Below are 17643 nucleotides of genomic sequence, written 5' to 3'. Positions count from 1 at the left end.
CGTCTACCCTGACGGCTACTACTTGATATCAGCATAGAATCAATCGGCGAAAAGGGATGTTTTTTACGTGATCCATAGCGCAGTGGTGCTGTTGTGGTTGGGGCTGTGTGCCGTGCAGGACGTTCGCCAGCGCTTGCTCGCCAATCGCCTGACGCTGGGCGCGGCCTTGCTGGCGCTGATCTACCTCGTGTGGACGGGCCACACCTGGCTGGGCGCTTCCGTCGGGCAGGGCCTGTGGGCGTTTTTTCTGGCGCTGCTGCTGACCTTGCCCGGTTACGCCCTGGGCCGCCTGGGCGCCGGTGATGTAAAGCTGCTCGCGGCCCTGGCGTTGGCCTCCAATGCCGATTACCTGCTGGGTTCATTTGTAGGGGCCTCCGTCGCCAATCTGCTGTGGCTTTTGGCAGCGCCAAAGCTTTGGCCGCTTATGAGTCAAGGGGTTAAAAACCATCTGGGTTATCTGGCACTTGATCCGTCAAGAAAACTGCCTTTTGCGCCGTTTTTGCTGGTGGGTTTTATAGTCGCGTGGTTTTGGATCCATTAATCGTTTGAGGGTATTAACGCTATGTACATAGTCGGAAAGTGCGTCTACGTTTAATACGTGGCTGTACAGGAAAATTCGTGGTGAAGGATTAGTCAAACTTTTGGCTTGCAATGCATGGAGTAGCGCGTGAACAAGCTTACCTCTGCAGTAAAAGTGCTCGTGGTCGACGATCAGCCGCTGATCGTGGAAGAGCTCTGTGAATTTCTTGAAAGCAGCGGTTTCCGCTGTGTCCCGTGTGAATCCAGCCAGCAGGCCTTGAAGCGCTTTACCGAAGACGCCGAGATTGGCCTGGTGTTGTGCGATCTGCATATGCCGGACATGGACGGCATCGAGTTGGTCCAGGAGCTGCAGAAGGTTGCGGGCAAGCAGCGCGCCTTTGAGGCGATCATGTTGACCGGCCGCGCGGACAAGCAGGATGTGATCAAGGCGCTGCGCGCAGGCATCGCGGATTACTACCAGAAACCGATCAATCTCGATGAACTGCTTGAAGGCTTGCAGCGCCAGGAAGCAGCGTTGGAGGAGCGTAAGAAAGAGCTGCAACTGGGGCGCTTGAACCAGAAGCTGCAATTTCTTTCCGAGTCCATCAACGACCTGTACCAGGACCTCGACAAGGCACGCCGCAGCCCGCCAGGGCATGAGGGTGACGAGGTGCCTGCAGAGGAGGCCGGGACGCTGGAGATTCCGGCGATCTTCAACCAGCTGTCCCCACGTCAGCTGGATGTTGCGCGGCTGGTGGGCAAGGGGCAGACCAACTACCAGATCGCCTGCGAGTTGGGGATTACCGAGAACACCGTGAAGCTGTATGTGTCCCAGGTGCTGCGCCTGACGCACATGCATAACCGCACGCAGTTGGCGCTGGCGTTGTCGCCCAGCAACTCGGCGATGCGTCAGCGCGTCACGGCCCACTGATCACCTGTGGCAGCGGGCTTGCCCGCTCCCACAGGTGACCGAGTTCGACTTCAGCGATGTGGTCCTATCAATTACCGCTCTTTACCGTCCCGCCTGCCTTCTGATCGAAGTACTCCGGAATCGTGTGCTTGTAGCTTTCCAGCAAGCGTTGCGCCGCCAGGTCACGTTCGGCGGCGGAGGCTTTTTGCCGGGTGTTTGATGCGGCTTTCCCGCTGGACTGCAAGGTCAGCCAGCTTTCGGTCACCGCCTGCTGCGGCGATGACGGGCCGGGCTCAATGGCCATGACCGTGAGGGGCAACGCCAGCACGGCGAAGCTGGCGAGATAGGGCATTTTCATGATCAATTCCTCGGGGTGCTGGCGGCATCACTCACGGTCGCCAGTGGGTCTTTGGCCTTGGCGACGGGAATGCTGGCGCCCTTGAGTTTCTCGGCGCGGACCTGGGCGTCGGTGACTTGTTCGGGGCTCAGGTTCATTTGGCTGGCCACTTGTGCGGCCTGCTTCCAGTTGTCCTGATAGATCAGCAGGGTGACCAGGTTGATCGCCGCCAGCGGGTCGCTCTGCTTGAGCTCCATGGCGGTCATGAATTCGAAGCGCGCGTCTTCCAGGCGCAGTTGGTCGAGATACACCACGCCCAGGTCATTGCGGATTTTTTCATCGGTCGGCGCCAGCCGCGCCGCACGTTGCAGGTGCGCCATGGCTTGGCTGTTGTCGCCCTTGGCCGAAGCCAATTGGCCCAGGCCGTGCTCGCCTTCGGCCGCCATGCAGGTGCCGATCAGGCTTTGATAAAGCCCCTGTGCCTCGGTGCGTCCGAGCAGGCGATACGCCTTGGCCTGGCGCAGGCGTACCTGGGGCAAGTTGGCCGGCAGGTTTTGCAGGTTGGCCAGGCTGGCGTGCAGCTTACCGTCGCTGGCCATTTCATCGGCCAGGTTCAGCGCCAGTTCCTGGTCAGACCCAGGTTTGGGGCAACTGCCGCCCGTCGTCAGGGCCGCCCACGGCGTTTGGCCGTTGGTGGCGCAACCCCCGAGCAGCAACAGGCTCAAACCGGCAATCAAGGCTTTCATCGGGCGGTCCTCATAAGTGACTCAAGGCCCGGGAGATGCCGATGAACGCCGGCCCCCCGAGCACGATCAGCAGGGCGGGAAACAGGAACACCATCATCACCACCGACATCTTTGCCGACATCTTCGACACGAATTCCTGAATGCGTGTGAGGCGGCGGTCGTCGAGCAATTGCTTGAGCGCCAGCAGCGATTTCATTGCGCCGCCGCCTTGCTGGACCAGTTGCTGGAGGATGGTGCAGGTGTCGGTGAATTCATCCACGGCCAGCATTCGCGCGGTCTTGCCCAGCTCTTCGCTCAGTTCCAGACCGGAGTCGACACGCGTCAGGATCAGGCGCAGTTCATAAGTCAGGTCCGGCAGCAGGCGCTGCGCTTCAATGCTCAGCACGCGCAGCGCTTGTTCAACCGCCATGCCGGACTCGAAGAGGATGCGCAGCAGCGGAATGAAGGTCGAGACCTCACGGGAAATGCGCTGCTGACGGGCCTTGGCGGCCCAGGCCAGGATGCGTTTGGGCAACAGGTAGCCGATGCCCAAACCGATTGCGGGCGCCAGCCACGGCGAGGCCGTGTGGGGAAACAGCAACTGCTGGCCCACCAGCACCACGCCCAGCGCCAACAACGGCATGCCGACCTGCAGGGCGGCGAACATCGAGCGTTGGCTGGCCTGGCGCCAGCCAACCCGGTTGAGCAGCAGCTGGGTTTCGTTGTCCAGGCTGACCGAGCGTTGCGCGATAGAGCTGTTGCCCAATTGACGCATCAACGTATTGAGCGTGCGTTCACGCCCCATCTGCCCCTGCAAGCGCTGGGCGACCAGGCGCTGGCCGCGCCGGTGTTTGAGCAGGTTGGCCAGCACCAGCGCCAGGGCGGCCAGGAGCAATACGGCGCTGATCAGCAGTGGGATAGCCATCTCATACGCTCCGCAGCATGCGCCACAAGGCGAAACAGCCCAGCAACTGCATGCCGAGTGCCACGAACAACAGCATGCGCCCGGTGCCGTCGTTCCACATGGTCATCAGGTAAGCCGGGTTCACCGCCAGGAAGTAGCCGATCATCGAGATCGGCAGGGCGCCGAGCACGTAGGCGGTCACGCGGGTTTCGCCGGTCAGGGCGCGCAGTTGGCGGGCGGCCTGCTCACGCTCGCGGATCATCTTGATCAGGTTTTCCAGCAGTTCGCTGGCGTTGCCGCCATAGCGATGGTTGATCTTCAAGCCCAGCGCAAACAGACGAAACTCATCACGCTCGTAGAACTCGGCAAAATCGTGGGTCGACTCCGGCAGGCTTACGCCCAACTGCACGTTGCGCTGGATGCGGCCCATGGCCTGTTTCAGCGGGTCTTCGGTGATCTCGATGCCGCCGAGCACCGAGTCGGCCAGGGTGCGCCCGGACTTGAGGCTGCGCACGGTGTGGTCGAGCAATTGCGGCAGCTGTTCGATCATGCGCTTGATGCGCCGTTGGTAGCGCCAGGCAATGTACAGGCGCAGCAGCAACGGCGGCAGCACCAGCATCACCAGCAGCCCGAGCCAGCCGGCCACCAGCAGCCCCAACGCCACGCCCAAGGCCCAGATCGCCAGCCACAGGCCCAAGCTGTCCGTGGGTTTGCCCAGGCCTGCGCGCAGGAACATCCGTTCCACGCCACTCCACTGGTTGGCTTGTTCGCCGGACTGCGGCTGGCCCTCGGCGAGCCGGCTCAGTACCCGCTCGGTCTGGGCACGGCGCAGGCCGTTCTGGAAGGAGCGGACCGACAGGCCGATCAGGATCAGGCAGATGAGTAGCAAAATGGCCCCGGTCATGGTCATGTCCCTTTCAAGGCTAAGCCGGTTCGCGGCGCAGTTTATCGCCGGCGGGGTTGACCGCTTCGCGCAAGAAACCGAAGCCGGTGCGCCGGTCATGGCGGAACAGGGTATTGGTCACGTACACGTCTTCGCGGATACCCACCACCTCAACCACTTCGCTGACGCAACGACGCCCGTCCGGCAAACGGGTCAACTGGATCACCACATCGAGCGCCGCGCAGATCATTTGCCGCAGGGTTTTCTCCGCCACCACGCGGCCGGTCAAACCCACCAGGGTTTCCAGGCGCAGCAGCGCATCGGCGGCGTTGTTGGCGTGCACGGTACTCATGGAACCGTCGTGGCCGGTGTTCATGGCGGTGAGGACATCAAGCACTTCCACGCCACGGATCTCGCCAAGGATGATGCGGTCGGGGCGCATCCGCAGGGCGTTGCGGATCAGGTCGCTGGCCTTGACCTCGCCGTGGCCCTCGGCATTCGGTGGGCGGGTTTCCAGGCGCACCACGTGGGGGTGGCCCAGTTGCAGCTCGGCCACGTCTTCGATGGTGACCAGGCGTTCATGGGGGTTGATCAGTTGGCTGAGAATGTTCAGCAGCGTGGTTTTACCGGTGCCGGTACCGCCGCTGATCAGGATATTGCAGCGCTTGCCCACGGCTTCCTGGAAGAAGTCGAAAATGTTCTGGTCGATGGTCTGCATTGCCACCAGGTCGCTGCTTTTGAGCATGTCCTTGCGAAACTTACGAATCGACAGGCACGGCCCGTCCAGGGCAATCGGCGGGATGATCGCATTGACCCGGCTGCCATCCGGCAGGCGCGCATCGACCATCGGCGATGACTCATCCAGGCGCCGCCCCAGCGGTGCGAGGATGCGTTGCATCACGCGTTCAACGTGGTGCGAATCGATAAAGCGCAGGTCGCTTTGATGCAGCAAACCGTCACGCTCGATAAACACCCGGTGCGGGCCGTTGACCAGAATTTCGGTGACGGACGGGTCGCGCAGCAACACTTCCAATGGGCCGAAACCGGTCAGCTCATCGACGATCTCTTCGGCCAGGCGTTCCATCTCATACCGGGAAATCGCCAGGTGCATGCGGTTGATGTATTCGGCCACTTTGTCGATGACAAACTGCGCCAACAGCGGGCGTGAACCCTCCAGCAAATTTTTCCCCGACTCCTCGATGGCATCGATGATGTAGCGATGCAGCACCAGCTTGAGCCCGTCGTGGTCAGTGTTGCCACCCAGGCTGCGGGCGGGGGCGCCGAAGAGTTTTTCACCGTTCATTTTCCAGCCCTCAGCAGGCGTTCAAACCAGGTGTGCGAGGGTTGCTTCATACCTTCGGAGCGCTTTGCCAGGCGCTCGCCCAAGGTTTTGAGGTTGTGGGTCAGGGTTTCGCGCGGGGCCAGGGCGAACAGGGTTTGCCCTTGGTTCTTGGCATTCAGGCGTACCTCCGGGCTCAGCGGCAGCACCGCGATCACCTCCAGGCCATAGCTTTTGCTCAGGGCGTCTGCGTCGGGCGCGCAGCCTTTGATGTAGCGGTCCACCAGCAGCTTGGCGTGTTCCAGCTTCATGCCTTTTTCGCGCCACTGGTTCAGCACGCCGAGGTTGCGACGGCAGTCCAGCACGCTTTGGTCGGTGCACCACAGCAGCTTGTCGCAGTGGCTGACAAAGGTGCGCAGCGCTTCGCTGTCGGGCTGGCCGGCGAGGTTCACCACGATGTGCTGGAAGTGCTGGCGCAAGGCACTGAGCAGCATGTACAGCTCGGCCGCGCTGGTCTGTTCCAGAGGCTCGTCATTGGGGGCGTAGGCGAGAATGCGCAGGCCGTCTTCAGCGCAGGTAAACGCGCTGTTGATCAAGGTGGTGTCCAGGCGCCTGAGGTGGCGCAAGGCGTCGCCGAAATTGAACGAGCTTTCCAGCCCCAGCAACGCCAGGCTGTCACCGCGCGGCAGGCCCAGGTCGAGCAACAGGGTTTGCTGGCCGCTCTTTTGCACCACCAGCGCCAAGTGGCTGGTCAGCAGCGCGCCGTCGGCGTTGCTTTGGGTGCCGTAGAGCACGGTGAGGCCACCCAGTTGAGTGTTGGTGGCCACCGGCGGCAGGCGTTTGCTCAAACGGCGCACCAGCCCGGCGACTTCGCTGGAGCGTGAGCCATAGGCGACAAAATCGCGGGCGCCGGCGCGCATGGCGTTGAGCACCAACTGGTTGTCCATGCCGTCGCCGAGGGCGACGATGGCGAGCATCGGTTTGGCCTCCAGCGCGCCTTCGATCAGCGCGCTTTGGGCCACCACGTGTTCGCGGTCGAGGCCGATAAACACCAGGTTGGCGAAGGTCACGTCCACCAGCGCGAGCAACTCGTCGAGGGTGCCGCTGCCGGCACTGACCACTTGGCCAAGCGGTGCCAGGGCGCCCTGCAGCCATTCCAGGTCGGTGGTGTTGCGGGTGATTGCCAGAAACGTCTGGCTCAGGCTATCGCTCATTGAGACAACCCATTAAGTCGGTCGAAATTGCCGTTTTCCAGGAAGTACAGGCGGTACCAGTTCGGGTCGTAGTTGCGCAGCTTCTCGCCGGGCAACGACGGCAGTTGGGCATTGGCGGCCAGCGGCTGCACCAGGTGCGGGGTGACGATCATCAGCAGCTCTTTGTCCTGGCGGTTGACCGAGGAATCGCGAAAGAACGCGCCGAGAATCGGGATATCGCCCAGGCCTGGAAACTTGCTGATAGTGGTGGTGTTGGTGCTGCTGATCAGGCCGCTGATCACGAAACTTTCGCCGTCGGCCAGTGACACGCTGGTGTCGGTGCGGCGGATGGCCAGTGCCGGCACCTGGACGCCTTGGATGGTCACGGCGTTGGTGTAGTCCAGCTCGCTGACTTCCGGCGCCACCTTGAGAGAAATACGGTTACGGTCGATCACCGTCGGCGTGAGTGTCAGGCGAATGCCGAATTCCTTGTACTCAATCGAGATGTTGTTGCTGGCGCTGCTGGGTACCGGGATCGGCACTTCGCCGCCGGCCAGGAACGTCGCGCTTTGTCCGCTCATGGCCACCAGGCTTGGGCGGGCCAGGGTGTAGGCAAAACCGCTGCTTTCCAGTGCGTTGATCATGGCCGACACACGCCCGCCACCGAAGCCGATATTGAAGTTACTGTCGCTCACCGGCAGTCGAAAGGTGCCAGGTGTCGGGGATACCAGATTAGGGCTGCCGAGGAAAAAGTTGCTGCCGATGCCGAGGATCTTGGTGCTGGCTTCCTTGAGTTTGGAGCGGCTGACTTCGACGAAACGGATGTCGGTCTGCACCTGGCTGGGCAGCGTCGGGTCGTCCGACGGCGACAACGACAGGCTGGTCAATGCCGAGGTGGCCTTGCCTTTGACGAACACCATGCTCTGGCGCGGCGTGTTCGAACAGGCGGTCCAGACCATCAGGCTGGTGGTGCCGGAGGCGATGCCGGTGAGCAGGAAGCCGCGATCACCGTTCAGATGTACGTCGGCGATTTTCGGGTCGCCGATGGCCAGGCGCGTGATCGCGACGGGGGATTGCAGTTCCTGTTGCAGGCCCTCGCCCACGGAGAGCGCTGCGGGTAGCTGGCCCAGGCTGCCGCAGTTGCCCGGGGCGGCTGCAACGAGCCCCACAGACAGGTTCGACAGCATCAGGGCACAGGCGATTTTCAGCGTGAACACCGGTGCGAAACGTCGGTTCATGCACAGCATCCTTGTTCAGTCGGGCGTTTGTTGGGTGGCTTGATTGCCGCGTATCACCTCGACACCGGTGCGGCGCGCGGGGCCACCCTGGGCGACTTTTTTGGGCGCCTGGACGAAGGCCAGTTGGGTGAATGGGTAGAGGTCGCGGTTGGCGCTTTGCAGCTTGCCCGGTGCATCGCTTTCACCGGCCCAGTAGTGGCTCAGCAAGCGCTCATCGGCGCTGCGCACGGCCAGGCGCAAAGTGCCGGCCTGGGTCGCCAGCATCAGTTGGCTCAGCAGTTGTTCGGGCACCGCCAGCACCACGGTGCGGGAGGGCGCGTGCCGTTGGGCTTTTTCTTCGGCGGTCATTGCCGGCGGTGAAGCGGGAACGCCGTCGTTGGTCAGGCCCATTTGATCGCCGACGCTGAGCAGGCGCATGGCGGGGATCACCACTTGGGCGGATTGTTCGACGTTGGCGACGTCCTGGCGCAGGTACAGCAGCACGTCCACATAGTCGCCAGGGCTCAACTGGCCGGCAGCGCCAATCACTTCATCCACGGCCACCGCCAGCGCGCGTTCGTTTGGGCGAATCATCCGTGCCAGTGGGCCACCGGGGCTGAAGCTTTCGTCGTTGAGCCAGGTGCCGGCCTGCAGGGCGCGCCACGGTGTGCGGCCGATGGCCTGGTCCACGCTGGTCATGCTGCCAGCTGGCGCCGTGCGCAGTTTTTCGATGCTCAGGTCGGCGGCGGTCAAGGCAATAAAGGGCGGGACATCGTGGGCCAGTACCACCACCGATTGGCGGGTCTGGTCCTCGACCACGGCGACGGCTTTTTCTACAGGTGCGGTTGGCGGCGGTGGCGGCGCCGGGGCAGGTTCGCGGCTGAGCACCCACCCCCAGTAACCGGCAAACAGCGCACCGACCAAAAGCACACCGGCCAGTACCATGCTCAGACGCGTGTTCATGACGGCTCTCCTTTTCCTGTTGGACTAAAACCCGTCGATCCGAACAGGCTAATTCCGCAACCTGGCTGCTATGAACAGTGACTAACTATTTCGCTATTTGAAGGTAGTTCAGCTAGGACAAAATGCCATTACTGACAGAAAGATTTCTTCGCGGCGAGCCTGGATAGCCTTGAAAACAAGGGATTCAGGCGCCAGCAAAATGACCACTACTTTGTGATTAATCAGTTCTTACAGTTGTGAGGGTGGGGTTTGTTGACAATGCTCAGGTGGCACATGGCAATTACTGTGCAGCACCGAGCTAGGGCGCCCAGCCGCCATAGGAGACGTATTATGATCCTTGATCTGTTAATGAAAGTTCACGTCCAACTTCAGTCGCTTTTTCACCGCAAGGACGGTGCGACCGCGATTGAATACCTCATTCTCGTGGCGATTGTTGCGTTGGTGATATTGGCAGCCGGGACTACTCTCGGGCCGCAGATCACCGCCTTCTTTACCAGGATTGGGGCCGCGATTTCTCCGGCTGCTACAGGTGGTTGAGTTTCAGGCAGTATGCTGTGAGTACAGACGTCACTGATTGGCAACGCCAGGTCGTACCCATGAACGCTGCCGCTAAACCTTATCGCCAGCAGATCCTGTTGGTGGACGACGAAGAAGATGCCCTCGTAGAACTGGCGGAGTCGCTGGAGAACGAGGGCTTCGTTTGTTTTACCGCGAACTCCGTGACTTTCGCCTTGCAGGAGCTGACCCTGAACCCTGACATTGCCCTGGTCATCACTGACCTGCGCATGCCGGAGGAAAGTGGCATCTCCCTGATCAAGCGCCTGCGCGAACACACCGATCGCCAACACCTGCCGGTGATTGTGATGTCCGGCCATGCCGAGATGGATGATGTGAGCGACATGCTGCGCTTGCAGGTGCTGGATCTGTTTCGCAAGCCCATTTATCTGGTGCGGTTGATTGATACGCTTAACAGTCTTTTTCCTCTGCAGAAATCTCGCCCGTAGCAGAGAGTTGGGTTAATACAATTGTGTGGGAGCAGGCAAGCCAGCTCCCACTTTTTGATTGCGCAGACTCACAATTGATAACTGAAACTCAAGGTATACCGCGGCCGCCGGTTAAAGCTGTCCAGGGCGATGTCCGACATCGGCTTGGCCGCTTCCAGGGCGATGTTGTAGTACTTGTTATCGCCAAAGCGCAGGCCCACAGCCGCCGAGGACATGTCGTTGCCTTTGACCGGCAGCTCGTTGAACCAGGTCTTGGCGCGGTCAAGCACCACATAGGGTTGCAGGATCTTCACCCAGTCGCCCGCGCGGTTGAAGCTGTAGTTGACCTCGTACGCCACGCCCCAGCCCTTGTCGCCCGAAGCTTGATCATCGGGGTAGCCGCGGCCGAAGTTCTGCCCGCCGAAGGTGGCGCGCTCGCTGTCGGGCAATGTGGCGTCGCTCCAGTAGAACGCACCCGAAAGCACGCCTTGCCAGTTGTCGAAGAACTTGTCGCTCTGCACCCCGGAGAGGCGCAGGCGGAAGAAATCCAGATCAGGTTTTGCCGTGCCCAGGTCGCTGTGAGCTCTGGCACCCAGGCCATTGATGCCTTGGTACAGGCCGGCACTGACAATGCGCAATTGACGGGTGTCGGACTTGCGCCAGTCACCCTCGAACGCAAGGGCGCGCAGGTCGCTTTCGATGTCGAAACGGTTGGGGTAGCCCACCAATTGATAGCGCGTGGTCTGGTCCACCGCATACAGGCGTGTGGCCAGGGTCAGCGATTCATTGGGCGAGGCAATCAGCGGGTGGCTGAGGCCGATGGTGTAGCGGTCGATTGACTGGTGTGGCTTGAGCTCGAAGCCGCCGTCCAGCTGGATATTGCTGCTGGGGTCGGCGCGATAACGCTCGGCACCCAGTATTAACTGGCTGCCCTCGGCATTGATAAATTGGCTGTAGCCCACGCGGTAGTAATGTTCTTTGTCGTCGCCCGGCGGGAACAGGCCGCTGACGTAGAGTTGCTCGCCCATGGACGTCTGGGAATTGCTGGTGGCGGTGAGCAACGCCTGCGTGCCATTACGGTTGTTGTCGACCAGGCTCATGCTGGTGGTAAACGGCTTGCGCGAAGCCTCGATCTTCATGTGCGTGGCGCCGTCGGTGGTGCCCGGCGGCGGCACTTGGGCCTGCAGGGTCACGCCGGGGATACGCCCCATCAGCGTGGTATAGCGCTCGAACGTCTTGCGCGTGAGCGGGCGCTCGGCCAGCAGCTTGTTTGCCAGCTTGTCGACGTAGGCCGAGACTGAACCTATGTCGCCGCTTTGCTCGTAATCCTTGATGTAACCCTCCACCAATACCACGCGCACCAGGCCGTTTTCGAAGGTCTGTTGCGGCAGGAACGCGTAGGACAACAGGTAGTCGTCCTGCTGGTAGCGACGCGTGATCGTGCGGGTGGCTTCGATCAGTTGCGCAAGGTTGGTTTCACGGCCAATCAACGGCGCGTAGGCCTTGGCCGTTTCGTCCAGCGGGTAGATCGTACCGCCCTCGATCTGCAGCTTGCGGATGGTGACTTTGGTGTCCATCAGCAACGGCTGTTTCTGGGTGGCGGGCGCTTGCGGCAACTGGGTCTGGGGTGTGGTCGGCCGATAAGCATCGGCGGGTAGGTTGGGCACCGGCAGGTTGCGGATGGTGTCGTTGCTGTTGAGGAAGCTGGGAAGGGTCTCGGCCTGAACGTAGGCACTGAGGGTGAGCAATAACAACGGCGTCAACACGCGCATAGGACACTCCATGGTCAAACTGCAGCAGCGTTTCGGGCCCGCCGGGTTCTGGGACGCGGTTCGGGAGGGCGAGGTTTTTTAGACAAGACCGGCCCATAAAAAAGACGAGAGACTTATAAGGGTCTCTCGTCTCAACCAAGCGTAGGCGCTGTAGGGGAGGCCGTCTAATCGGCCAGGTGCAATTTATTTTTTGCCGGTAAGGCCATTCAGTAAACCGCCCAGACCGCCGCTTGTGCCCGTGGTTGTGGTGCCACTGCCCGATGTGCTGGCGCCGGTGCCGCCGGTGAGGCCGCCGAGCAAACCACCGCTGCTGCCACCGGTGCCACCGGTGCCACCGGTGACCAAACCACCTACCGAGCCTACGGTGTTGCCGACTGTGGTGACGGTGGTGCCTACCGCGTTGGTGACTGGGTTGGCATTGGCGGCGGTCAGGTTAGTGCCGAGACTGCTCACCGCACCGCCGACTTGGGTTACCAGGCCGTTGACTGGCGCGCCGACGCCTGTGGTGGTGCCGACGTTTTGGGTCAGGGTGGCCACACCGGACGTTACTGGGTTAAGCGCCGCGCCGACGTTAGTGGCCAAGCCTGCGACCGGCGCCGTGGCGGCGGTGTTGGCGACGCCAGTGCCACCGATAACAGTGCCGAGTGAGGCGACTGTGTTGCCCACTGCGCCACCGGTGACACCGGCAGCACTCACAGTGCCGTTGGTGTTGCCGGCATTCAGGCCGTTACCCACGTTGGCCACCAAGCCGCCGACCAGTTCAGGCAGGCCGGGTGCTGCGGCACCGCTGGCTGGAGCCACATAGCCGCCGGATTTATCCAGTGTGCCGCCTACGCCCGTCAGGGCGCTGCCGACGATGGTGGTAACAGGGTTGCCCGTACCGCCAGCACTGGCGACTTGAGTGCCCAGGCCGGTGACGGTGCTGCCGACTTTATCCAGCAGCCCATTCACAGGAGTGCCCAGGCCGGTTGCCTTGCCGAGGTTGCCGGTGGTGTTTTCCACCAGCGACACCACAGGCACCAGTATTTTGCCGCCCACTGTGTTGGTTAACGAACCCAATGGGCCAGTGGTGCTGGCCGTGCTGACGGTATCGCCGAGCATGGTGACGGCCTGGCCGACTTTATCCACAACACCACCTACCGTACCGCCTACGCCACCGGTCAAGCCGCCCACCACGGGCACGCCGCCAAGGGTGGTCGACAGCGATTTCCCGGTGGTCGACAGACCAGTGCCCAGGTCGGCGACGCCATTACCGACACCTGCGACAGTGATGCCCAGGGAGTTGCTGTTAGTGCCCAGCGAACCAAGGCCGCTGGTGACGCCAGTGCCGATGCTGGTGACCGCAGTGCCGGTCGCCGTGACCAGGCCGCCTGCCGTTGTGCCGACAACAGGCACATTGTTCAAGGTCGAACCCAGGTCACCGACTGCTGCGCCTACGTTACCGACAGTGCCGCCCAGGGTGCCGGCAATCTGGCCGGTAACCAGAGGTGTGGTGGTCGAACCTGTGCCACCGCCGGTTCCGCCACCTGTACCGCCGCCAGTTCCGCCACCTGTGCCACCGCCAGTACCACCACCGGTTCCGCCACCTGTGCCGCCGCCAGTACCACCACCGGTTCCGCCACCTGTGCCACCGCCAGTACCACCACCGGTTCCGCCGCCAGTGCCGCCACCTGTGCCACCGCCAGTACCGCCGCCAGTGCCACCACCGGTTCCGCCATCTGTACCGCCGCCAGTGCCACCACCGGTTCCGCCATCTGTGCCGCCACCAGTACCACCGCCGGTTCCACCACCAGCGCCGCTACCTGCACCTGCATCAGGCGAAGAGGCCGCCACACTGCTGTGATGCCCGCCACCACCGCTGCTGCAGCCGCCGAGGCTCATCGCCATGACCAGGGCCAGCGCGGTACTTGCTTTCCAAAGCACTACTTGAGTTTGAGTTTTCATGATGAGTTCCCTTGCACCTGTACAACCTTGGTTGTTTTCAAACGCTCGCTATTTCTTGGGATAGCGATACGTTTGTCCGTGTTGTCATCACAGACCCGGGCACTCTTTCGCGCAACGCTCAACTTGGTATTAACGATTTATATACACCAGGCCGTGGTCGGCTTAATGACTAATGCGAAGGGTGTAATCGAGAGATGTATCAAGATGTTTATATGTTTTAATTCATGGGTTTGAATAAAAAAACGGACGCCGAGGCGTCCGCTATAACTTAAGGTGTATATATACAATTAATGTGCATGTTTCAGGCGACGGGCCGCCACTTGCCGAGCATATGTTGAATATCGCCGGGGCCTTTTAACTGTAACTCTCCGCTCGAGCCTGCGGCACTGCTGAGCAATATCACTTCACTGGGCAGGCGTACCGGTTTCTTGAACTCGACTTCTATTTCTACATTGGCGGCAGGCAAATGCTCATTCAGCGCGGCCAATGTGCGCGCGGTATTCCACAGCCCATGGGCGATAGCCTGGGGAAAGCCGAACAGCTTGGCCGTCAGCGCGCTCAGGTGGATCGGGTTATAGTCGCCGGATACCCGCGCATATCGGCGACCGATATCGGCGGGCGCCTTCCACCGCGCGACTTCGCTGACAGTGCCGCAGACGGTTAAAGGCGCCTCTTGCGCTTCGCCCTCCAGCTTCACGCCTCGACACAACATACGGCTGTCGGCTTCCCACAACAGCCCCAGCGCGTCCTCCACCGTGGTCACAATGTCAAAGGTCGCCCCCTTGGCGTGGGGCTGCAGATTGTGCGCGTATACGCCAACTATCAGGTTATTCACGCTGCCCAATGGCCGGTGGAGGCGGATACGATTGCTCAGGTGAATCAGCCCCAGCAGCGGAAAGGGGAAATGTTTGTCGGTGAGCAATTGCATCTGCAAACCGAACGCCAGGATATGCGGATAAGTACCCGGCAGCACCGGGCTGTCGGCGAACCCGCAGACCTTGCGATAGGCCGCGACGTGCTCAGGGTTCACGCGTACATGGCAGCGCAATCCGCCATCAGGCAAGGTGCTGCCGCTGATCTTGCGCTTGAGCGCCGCGCGCCAATACAGCGGCAACAGAAACGGGGTGCTGTCCAATGTCTGCCACTGCATAGTCACGCTCCCAGCAGGCTTTGCCCACACACCCGCAGCGCCTGGCCGCTGACGGCCCCGGAGCCCGGCTGGCCGAGCCAGGCGACGGCTTCTGCCACGTCTTGCGGCAAACCACCCTGGCCCAAAGAACTCATGCGCCGCCCGGCTTCACGCAGGGCGAAGGGAATGTGCGCGGTCATCTGGGTTTCGATAAAACCCGGCGCGACCGCGTTGATGCTGATGCCGCGCTCGCCCAGCAGGGGCGCCCAGGCCTGGGCCAGGCCAATCAGCCCGGCCTTGCTCGCGGCGTAGTTGGTTTGCCCGCGATTACCGGCAATCCCGCTGATCGACGCCAGCAGCACCACGCGGCCGTTGTCGTGCAGGGTGCCGCTGTCGAGCAGCGCCTTGGTCAACACTTGCGGCGCATTGAGATTGACCGCCAATACCGCGTCCCAGTATTCCGGGGTCATGTTGGCGAGGGTTTTATCGCGAGTGATGCCGGCGTTGTGCACCACGATATCGATGCCGTCCGGCAGGTGTTCGATCAACTGTGTGGCCGCGTCTTCGGCGCAGATATCCAGCACCACGGTGCGCGCGCCTAATCGAGCGGCGAGGGCTTCGAGATCGGCCTTGGCCTGGGGCACATCCAGCACGATCACTTCGGCGCCGTCGCGCGCCAGGGTTTCGGCAATGGACGCACCGATACCGCGAGCCGCGCCGGTGACCAGCGCCTTGCGCCCAGCCAGTGGCCGCGTCCAGTCTTCAACCGGGGTGGCGCAGGCTTGCAGGCGAATGACCTGGCCAGAGATGTACGCACTTTTCGGCGACAGGAAGAAACGCAGCGTACCTTCCAGCTGGTCCTCGGCACCGTCGCCCACATACAACAGTTGCAGCACGCCGCCGCTGCGCAGTTCCTTGGCCAGTGAGCGGCTGAACCCTTCGAGGGCGCGTTGGGCACTGGCGGCGAACGGATCGCTGAGGCTTTCCGGCGCGCGTCCCAGAATCACCACGTGCGCGCTGTGATCGAGATTTTTCAGCAAGGGCTGAAAGAATTCGCGCAGTTGCTTGAGCTGGTCGGTGTGCTGCAAGTCGCTGGCGTCGAACACCACGGCCTTGAGCCTGGGGCCGTGGCCCGGGATCCAGGTCGACGACTCGGCGCCGTAGGTGTAAATCGCGTCGGTCAGTTTGTGCGCAAACTCCTGCACCTTGGCGGTCAGCGCCCCACCGCCCAGCAGCAGTGCACCCTCTACCGGGCGCAGGCGTCCGGCCTGCCAGCGTTCCAGGCGTACCGGTGACGGCAGGCCAATGGCGGCGACCAGGCGATGGCCGAGGCTTGAGTTGGCGAAGTCGATATAACGGTCAGACATGGAACGCTCTCCGAGTGCTGGGGTTCAAACGGTGGACCATCAAGAAGCGAAAGTCGTTCGATTGAGCCTAGGCTAGGCTTGATGATTCCACTCACAACCTTCAGGGAGCTTTCCATGACTCAATTGCGCCGTGTAGCGATCATTGGCGGTAACCGCATCCCCTTCGCCCGTTCCAATGGCCCATATGCCACGGCGAGTAACCAGGCGATGCTCACCGCTGCCCTCGAAGGCTTGATCGAGCGCTACAACCTGCACGGCCTGCGCATCGGTGAGGTGGCGGCCGGTGCGGTGCTCAAGCATTCGCGCGACTTCAACCTTACCCGCGAATGCGTGCTGGGCTCGCGCCTGTCGCCGCAAACCCCGGCCTATGACATTCAGCAGGCGTGCGGCACCGGGCTGGAAGCGGCGTTGCTGGTGGCCAACAAGATTGCCTTGGGCCAGATCGAGTGTGGGATTGCCGGCGGCGTCGACACCACCTCCGATGCGCCGATTGGTGTGAATGAAGGGCTGCGCAAAATTTTGCTGCAAGCCAACCGCAGCAAATCCATGGCGGATAAATTAAAAGTCCTGTTACAACTTCGTCCCCATCACCTTAAGCCGCAGCTGCCGCGCAATGGCGAGCCGCGCACCGGCCTCTCCATGGGCCAGCATTGCGAACTGATGGCGCAGACCTGGCAGATCCCGCGCGCCGAGCAGGATCAACTGGCGTTGGAAAGCCATCAGAAAATGGCCGCGTCCTACGCCGAAGGCTGGCACAACGATTTGCTCACCCCGTTTCTGGGCCTCACCCGCGACAACAACCTGCGCCCCGACCTCACCCTGGAAAAACTCGCCAGCCTTAAACCGGCGTTCGAGCGCAGTGAAAAGGGCACGCTCACTGCCGGTAACTCCACGCCACTCACCGACGGCGCCTCCTTGGTGCTGCTGGGCAGTGAAGCCTGGGCCAAGGAGCGCGGCTTGCCGATTCTGGCTTACTTGCGCGATGGCGAAGCGGCGGCGGTAGATTTCGTCAACGGCGCCGAAGGCCTGCTCATGGCGCCGGTCTACGCGGTGCCACGCTTGCTGGCGAGAAATGGCCTGACATTGCAGGATTTTGACTACTACGAGATTCACGAGGCTTTTGCTGCCCAGGTTTTGTGCACACTCAAGGCCTGGGAAGACCCGGAATATTGCAAGACCCGCCTGGGGCTGGATGCGCCGTTGGGCGCCATTGACCGCAGCCGGCTCAACGTCAAAGGCAGTTCATTGGCGGCCGGGCACCCGTTTGCCGCCACGGGCGGGCGCATCGTCGCCAACCTGGCCAAATTGCTCGACGCAGCAGGCAAAGGCCGAGGGCTGATTTCGATCTGCGCCGCCGGTGGCCAGGGTGTGACGGCGATCATTGAACGCTGATTGCCGACTAAATTGGCATATTGAGTGCATTCTTCAGTGGTCAGAGGTCGGTAGCCCCTCCCACCGGCGCGCCGATTGCCGTATAACGAGTGCCATACGCGTATTTGGTAATAAAGGACCCACAAT

At 61.8% G+C, this 17643-nt stretch carries 17 protein-coding genes; 5 read left to right on the top strand and 12 right to left on the bottom strand.

Going from position 1 to position 17643, the window contains the following annotated elements:
• Positions 1-67: 67 nt before the first annotated feature.
• On the top strand, positions 68-541 hold the full coding sequence (locus BFP92_RS18650) for a prepilin peptidase (RefSeq protein ID WP_065930597.1): 474 nt from the start codon (positions 68-70) through the stop codon (positions 539-541).
• 126 nt (positions 542-667) lie between these two features.
• A complete protein-coding gene (locus BFP92_RS18645; protein ID WP_065930596.1) occupies positions 668-1450 on the top strand; it encodes a response regulator transcription factor in 783 nt (260 codons plus the stop codon).
• Between the two features lie 67 nt (positions 1451-1517).
• Here the strand turns inward: BFP92_RS18645 and BFP92_RS18640 are convergent, their stop codons facing one another.
• The 8 genes from BFP92_RS18640 to cpaB are packed head-to-tail and all read right to left on the bottom strand — an operon-like array spanning position 1518 to position 8930.
• Positions 1518-1787, bottom strand: a complete 270-nt coding sequence (locus BFP92_RS18640; protein WP_065930595.1) for a DUF3613 domain-containing protein — start codon at positions 1785-1787, stop codon at positions 1518-1520.
• 2 nt (positions 1788-1789) lie between these two features.
• Positions 1790-2512, bottom strand: a complete 723-nt coding sequence (locus BFP92_RS18635) for a tetratricopeptide repeat protein (RefSeq protein WP_065930594.1) — start codon at positions 2510-2512, stop codon at positions 1790-1792.
• Positions 2513-2522: 10 nt separating this feature from the next.
• A complete protein-coding gene (locus BFP92_RS18630) occupies positions 2523-3410 on the bottom strand; it encodes a type II secretion system F family protein (protein WP_065930919.1) in 888 nt (295 codons plus the stop codon).
• 7 nt (positions 3411-3417) lie between these two features.
• Positions 3418-4299, bottom strand: a complete 882-nt coding sequence (locus BFP92_RS18625; protein ID WP_065930918.1) for a type II secretion system F family protein — start codon at positions 4297-4299, stop codon at positions 3418-3420.
• Between the two features lie 19 nt (positions 4300-4318).
• A complete protein-coding gene (locus BFP92_RS18620) occupies positions 4319-5581 on the bottom strand; it encodes a TadA family conjugal transfer-associated ATPase (RefSeq protein ID WP_065930593.1) in 1263 nt (420 codons plus the stop codon).
• A complete protein-coding gene (locus BFP92_RS18615) occupies positions 5578-6771 on the bottom strand; it encodes a CpaE/TadZ family protein (RefSeq protein WP_056860436.1) in 1194 nt (397 codons plus the stop codon). Before BFP92_RS18615 ends, BFP92_RS18620 begins: the two co-directional genes overlap by 4 nt.
• Positions 6768-7988 carry a type II and III secretion system protein family protein gene (locus BFP92_RS18610; protein ID WP_065930592.1) on the bottom strand — a complete coding sequence of 407 codons (1221 nt, stop codon included), beginning with the start codon at positions 7986-7988 and terminating at the stop codon, positions 6768-6770. Before BFP92_RS18610 ends, BFP92_RS18615 begins: the two co-directional genes overlap by 4 nt.
• A gap of 15 nt (positions 7989-8003) precedes the next feature.
• Positions 8004-8930, bottom strand: coding sequence for a Flp pilus assembly protein CpaB (gene cpaB, locus BFP92_RS18605; RefSeq protein ID WP_065930591.1), 927 nt, complete (start codon positions 8928-8930; stop codon positions 8004-8006).
• Between the two features lie 330 nt (positions 8931-9260).
• Between cpaB and BFP92_RS18600 the strand changes: the two genes are divergently transcribed.
• The gene (locus BFP92_RS18600) at positions 9261-9467 is read left to right on the top strand and encodes a Flp family type IVb pilin (RefSeq protein WP_056860433.1); all 207 of its coding nucleotides are present in this window, start codon (positions 9261-9263) and stop codon (positions 9465-9467) included.
• 59 nt (positions 9468-9526) lie between these two features.
• Positions 9527-9934, top strand: a complete 408-nt coding sequence (locus BFP92_RS18595) for a response regulator (protein ID WP_065930590.1) — start codon at positions 9527-9529, stop codon at positions 9932-9934.
• A gap of 68 nt (positions 9935-10002) precedes the next feature.
• Here the strand turns inward: BFP92_RS18595 and BFP92_RS18590 are convergent, their stop codons facing one another.
• The 4 genes from BFP92_RS18590 to BFP92_RS18575 all read right to left on the bottom strand — a co-directional run bounded on the left by BFP92_RS18590 (position 10003) and on the right by BFP92_RS18575 (position 16125).
• Entirely contained in the window at positions 10003-11685 is a 1683-nt protein-coding gene (locus tag BFP92_RS18590; RefSeq protein ID WP_065930589.1) for a ShlB/FhaC/HecB family hemolysin secretion/activation protein, read from the bottom strand.
• Between the two features lie 183 nt (positions 11686-11868).
• On the bottom strand, positions 11869-13629 hold the full coding sequence (locus BFP92_RS18585; protein WP_239694283.1) for a collagen-like triple helix repeat-containing protein: 1761 nt from the start codon (positions 13627-13629) through the stop codon (positions 11869-11871).
• Between the two features lie 301 nt (positions 13630-13930).
• The gene (locus tag BFP92_RS18580; RefSeq protein WP_065930588.1) at positions 13931-14779 is read right to left on the bottom strand and encodes a MaoC family dehydratase; all 849 of its coding nucleotides are present in this window, start codon (positions 14777-14779) and stop codon (positions 13931-13933) included.
• A 2-nt stretch (positions 14780-14781) separates the two neighbouring features.
• Entirely contained in the window at positions 14782-16125 is a 1344-nt protein-coding gene (locus BFP92_RS18575; RefSeq protein ID WP_065930587.1) for a 3-oxoacyl-ACP reductase, read from the bottom strand.
• 114 nt (positions 16126-16239) lie between these two features.
• Between BFP92_RS18575 and BFP92_RS18570 the strand changes: the two genes are divergently transcribed.
• Positions 16240-17517, top strand: coding sequence for an acetyl-CoA C-acetyltransferase (locus tag BFP92_RS18570; protein WP_065930586.1), 1278 nt, complete (start codon positions 16240-16242; stop codon positions 17515-17517).
• The last annotated feature ends 126 nt before the right edge of the window (positions 17518-17643 follow it).

Origin of the sequence: Pseudomonas sp. 58 R 3 (assembly GCF_900006605.1) — a bacterium.
Classification (GTDB): domain Bacteria; phylum Pseudomonadota; class Gammaproteobacteria; order Pseudomonadales; family Pseudomonadaceae; genus Aquipseudomonas; species Aquipseudomonas salomonii.
Note: the sequence above shows the minus strand (reverse complement) of the source record. Positions and strands in the feature narration are given on the sequence as shown.

Bases quoted from the DNA above. Each gene is read 5' to 3' on its own strand.
- BFP92_RS18640 (WP_065930595.1), bottom strand. From the start codon at position 1,787: ATGAAAATGCCCTATCTCGCCAGCTTCGCCGTGCTGGCGTTGCCCCTC.
- BFP92_RS18635 (WP_065930594.1), bottom strand. From the start codon at position 2,512: ATGAAAGCCTTGATTGCCGGTTTGAGCCTGTTGCTGCTCGGGGGTTGC.
- BFP92_RS18625 (WP_065930918.1), bottom strand. From the start codon at position 4,299: ATGACCGGGGCCATTTTGCTACTCATCTGCCTGATCCTGATCGGCCTG.
- BFP92_RS18620 (WP_065930593.1), bottom strand. From the start codon at position 5,581: ATGAACGGTGAAAAACTCTTCGGCGCCCCCGCCCGCAGCCTGGGTGGC.
- BFP92_RS18615 (WP_056860436.1), bottom strand. From the start codon at position 6,771: ATGAGCGATAGCCTGAGCCAGACGTTTCTGGCAATCACCCGCAACACC.
- BFP92_RS18610 (WP_065930592.1), bottom strand. From the start codon at position 7,988: ATGAACCGACGTTTCGCACCGGTGTTCACGCTGAAAATCGCCTGTGCC.
- cpaB (WP_065930591.1), bottom strand. From the start codon at position 8,930: ATGAACACGCGTCTGAGCATGGTACTGGCCGGTGTGCTTTTGGTCGGT.
- BFP92_RS18600 (WP_056860433.1), top strand. From the start codon at position 9,261: ATGATCCTTGATCTGTTAATGAAAGTTCACGTCCAACTTCAGTCGCTT.
- BFP92_RS18595 (WP_065930590.1), top strand. From the start codon at position 9,527: ATGAACGCTGCCGCTAAACCTTATCGCCAGCAGATCCTGTTGGTGGAC.
- BFP92_RS18590 (WP_065930589.1), bottom strand. From the start codon at position 11,685: ATGCGCGTGTTGACGCCGTTGTTATTGCTCACCCTCAGTGCCTACGTT.
- BFP92_RS18585 (WP_239694283.1), bottom strand. From the start codon at position 13,629: ATGAAAACTCAAACTCAAGTAGTGCTTTGGAAAGCAAGTACCGCGCTG.
- BFP92_RS18580 (WP_065930588.1), bottom strand. From the start codon at position 14,779: ATGCAGTGGCAGACATTGGACAGCACCCCGTTTCTGTTGCCGCTGTAT.
- BFP92_RS18575 (WP_065930587.1), bottom strand. From the start codon at position 16,125: ATGTCTGACCGTTATATCGACTTCGCCAACTCAAGCCTCGGCCATCGC.
- BFP92_RS18570 (WP_065930586.1), top strand. From the start codon at position 16,240: ATGACTCAATTGCGCCGTGTAGCGATCATTGGCGGTAACCGCATCCCC.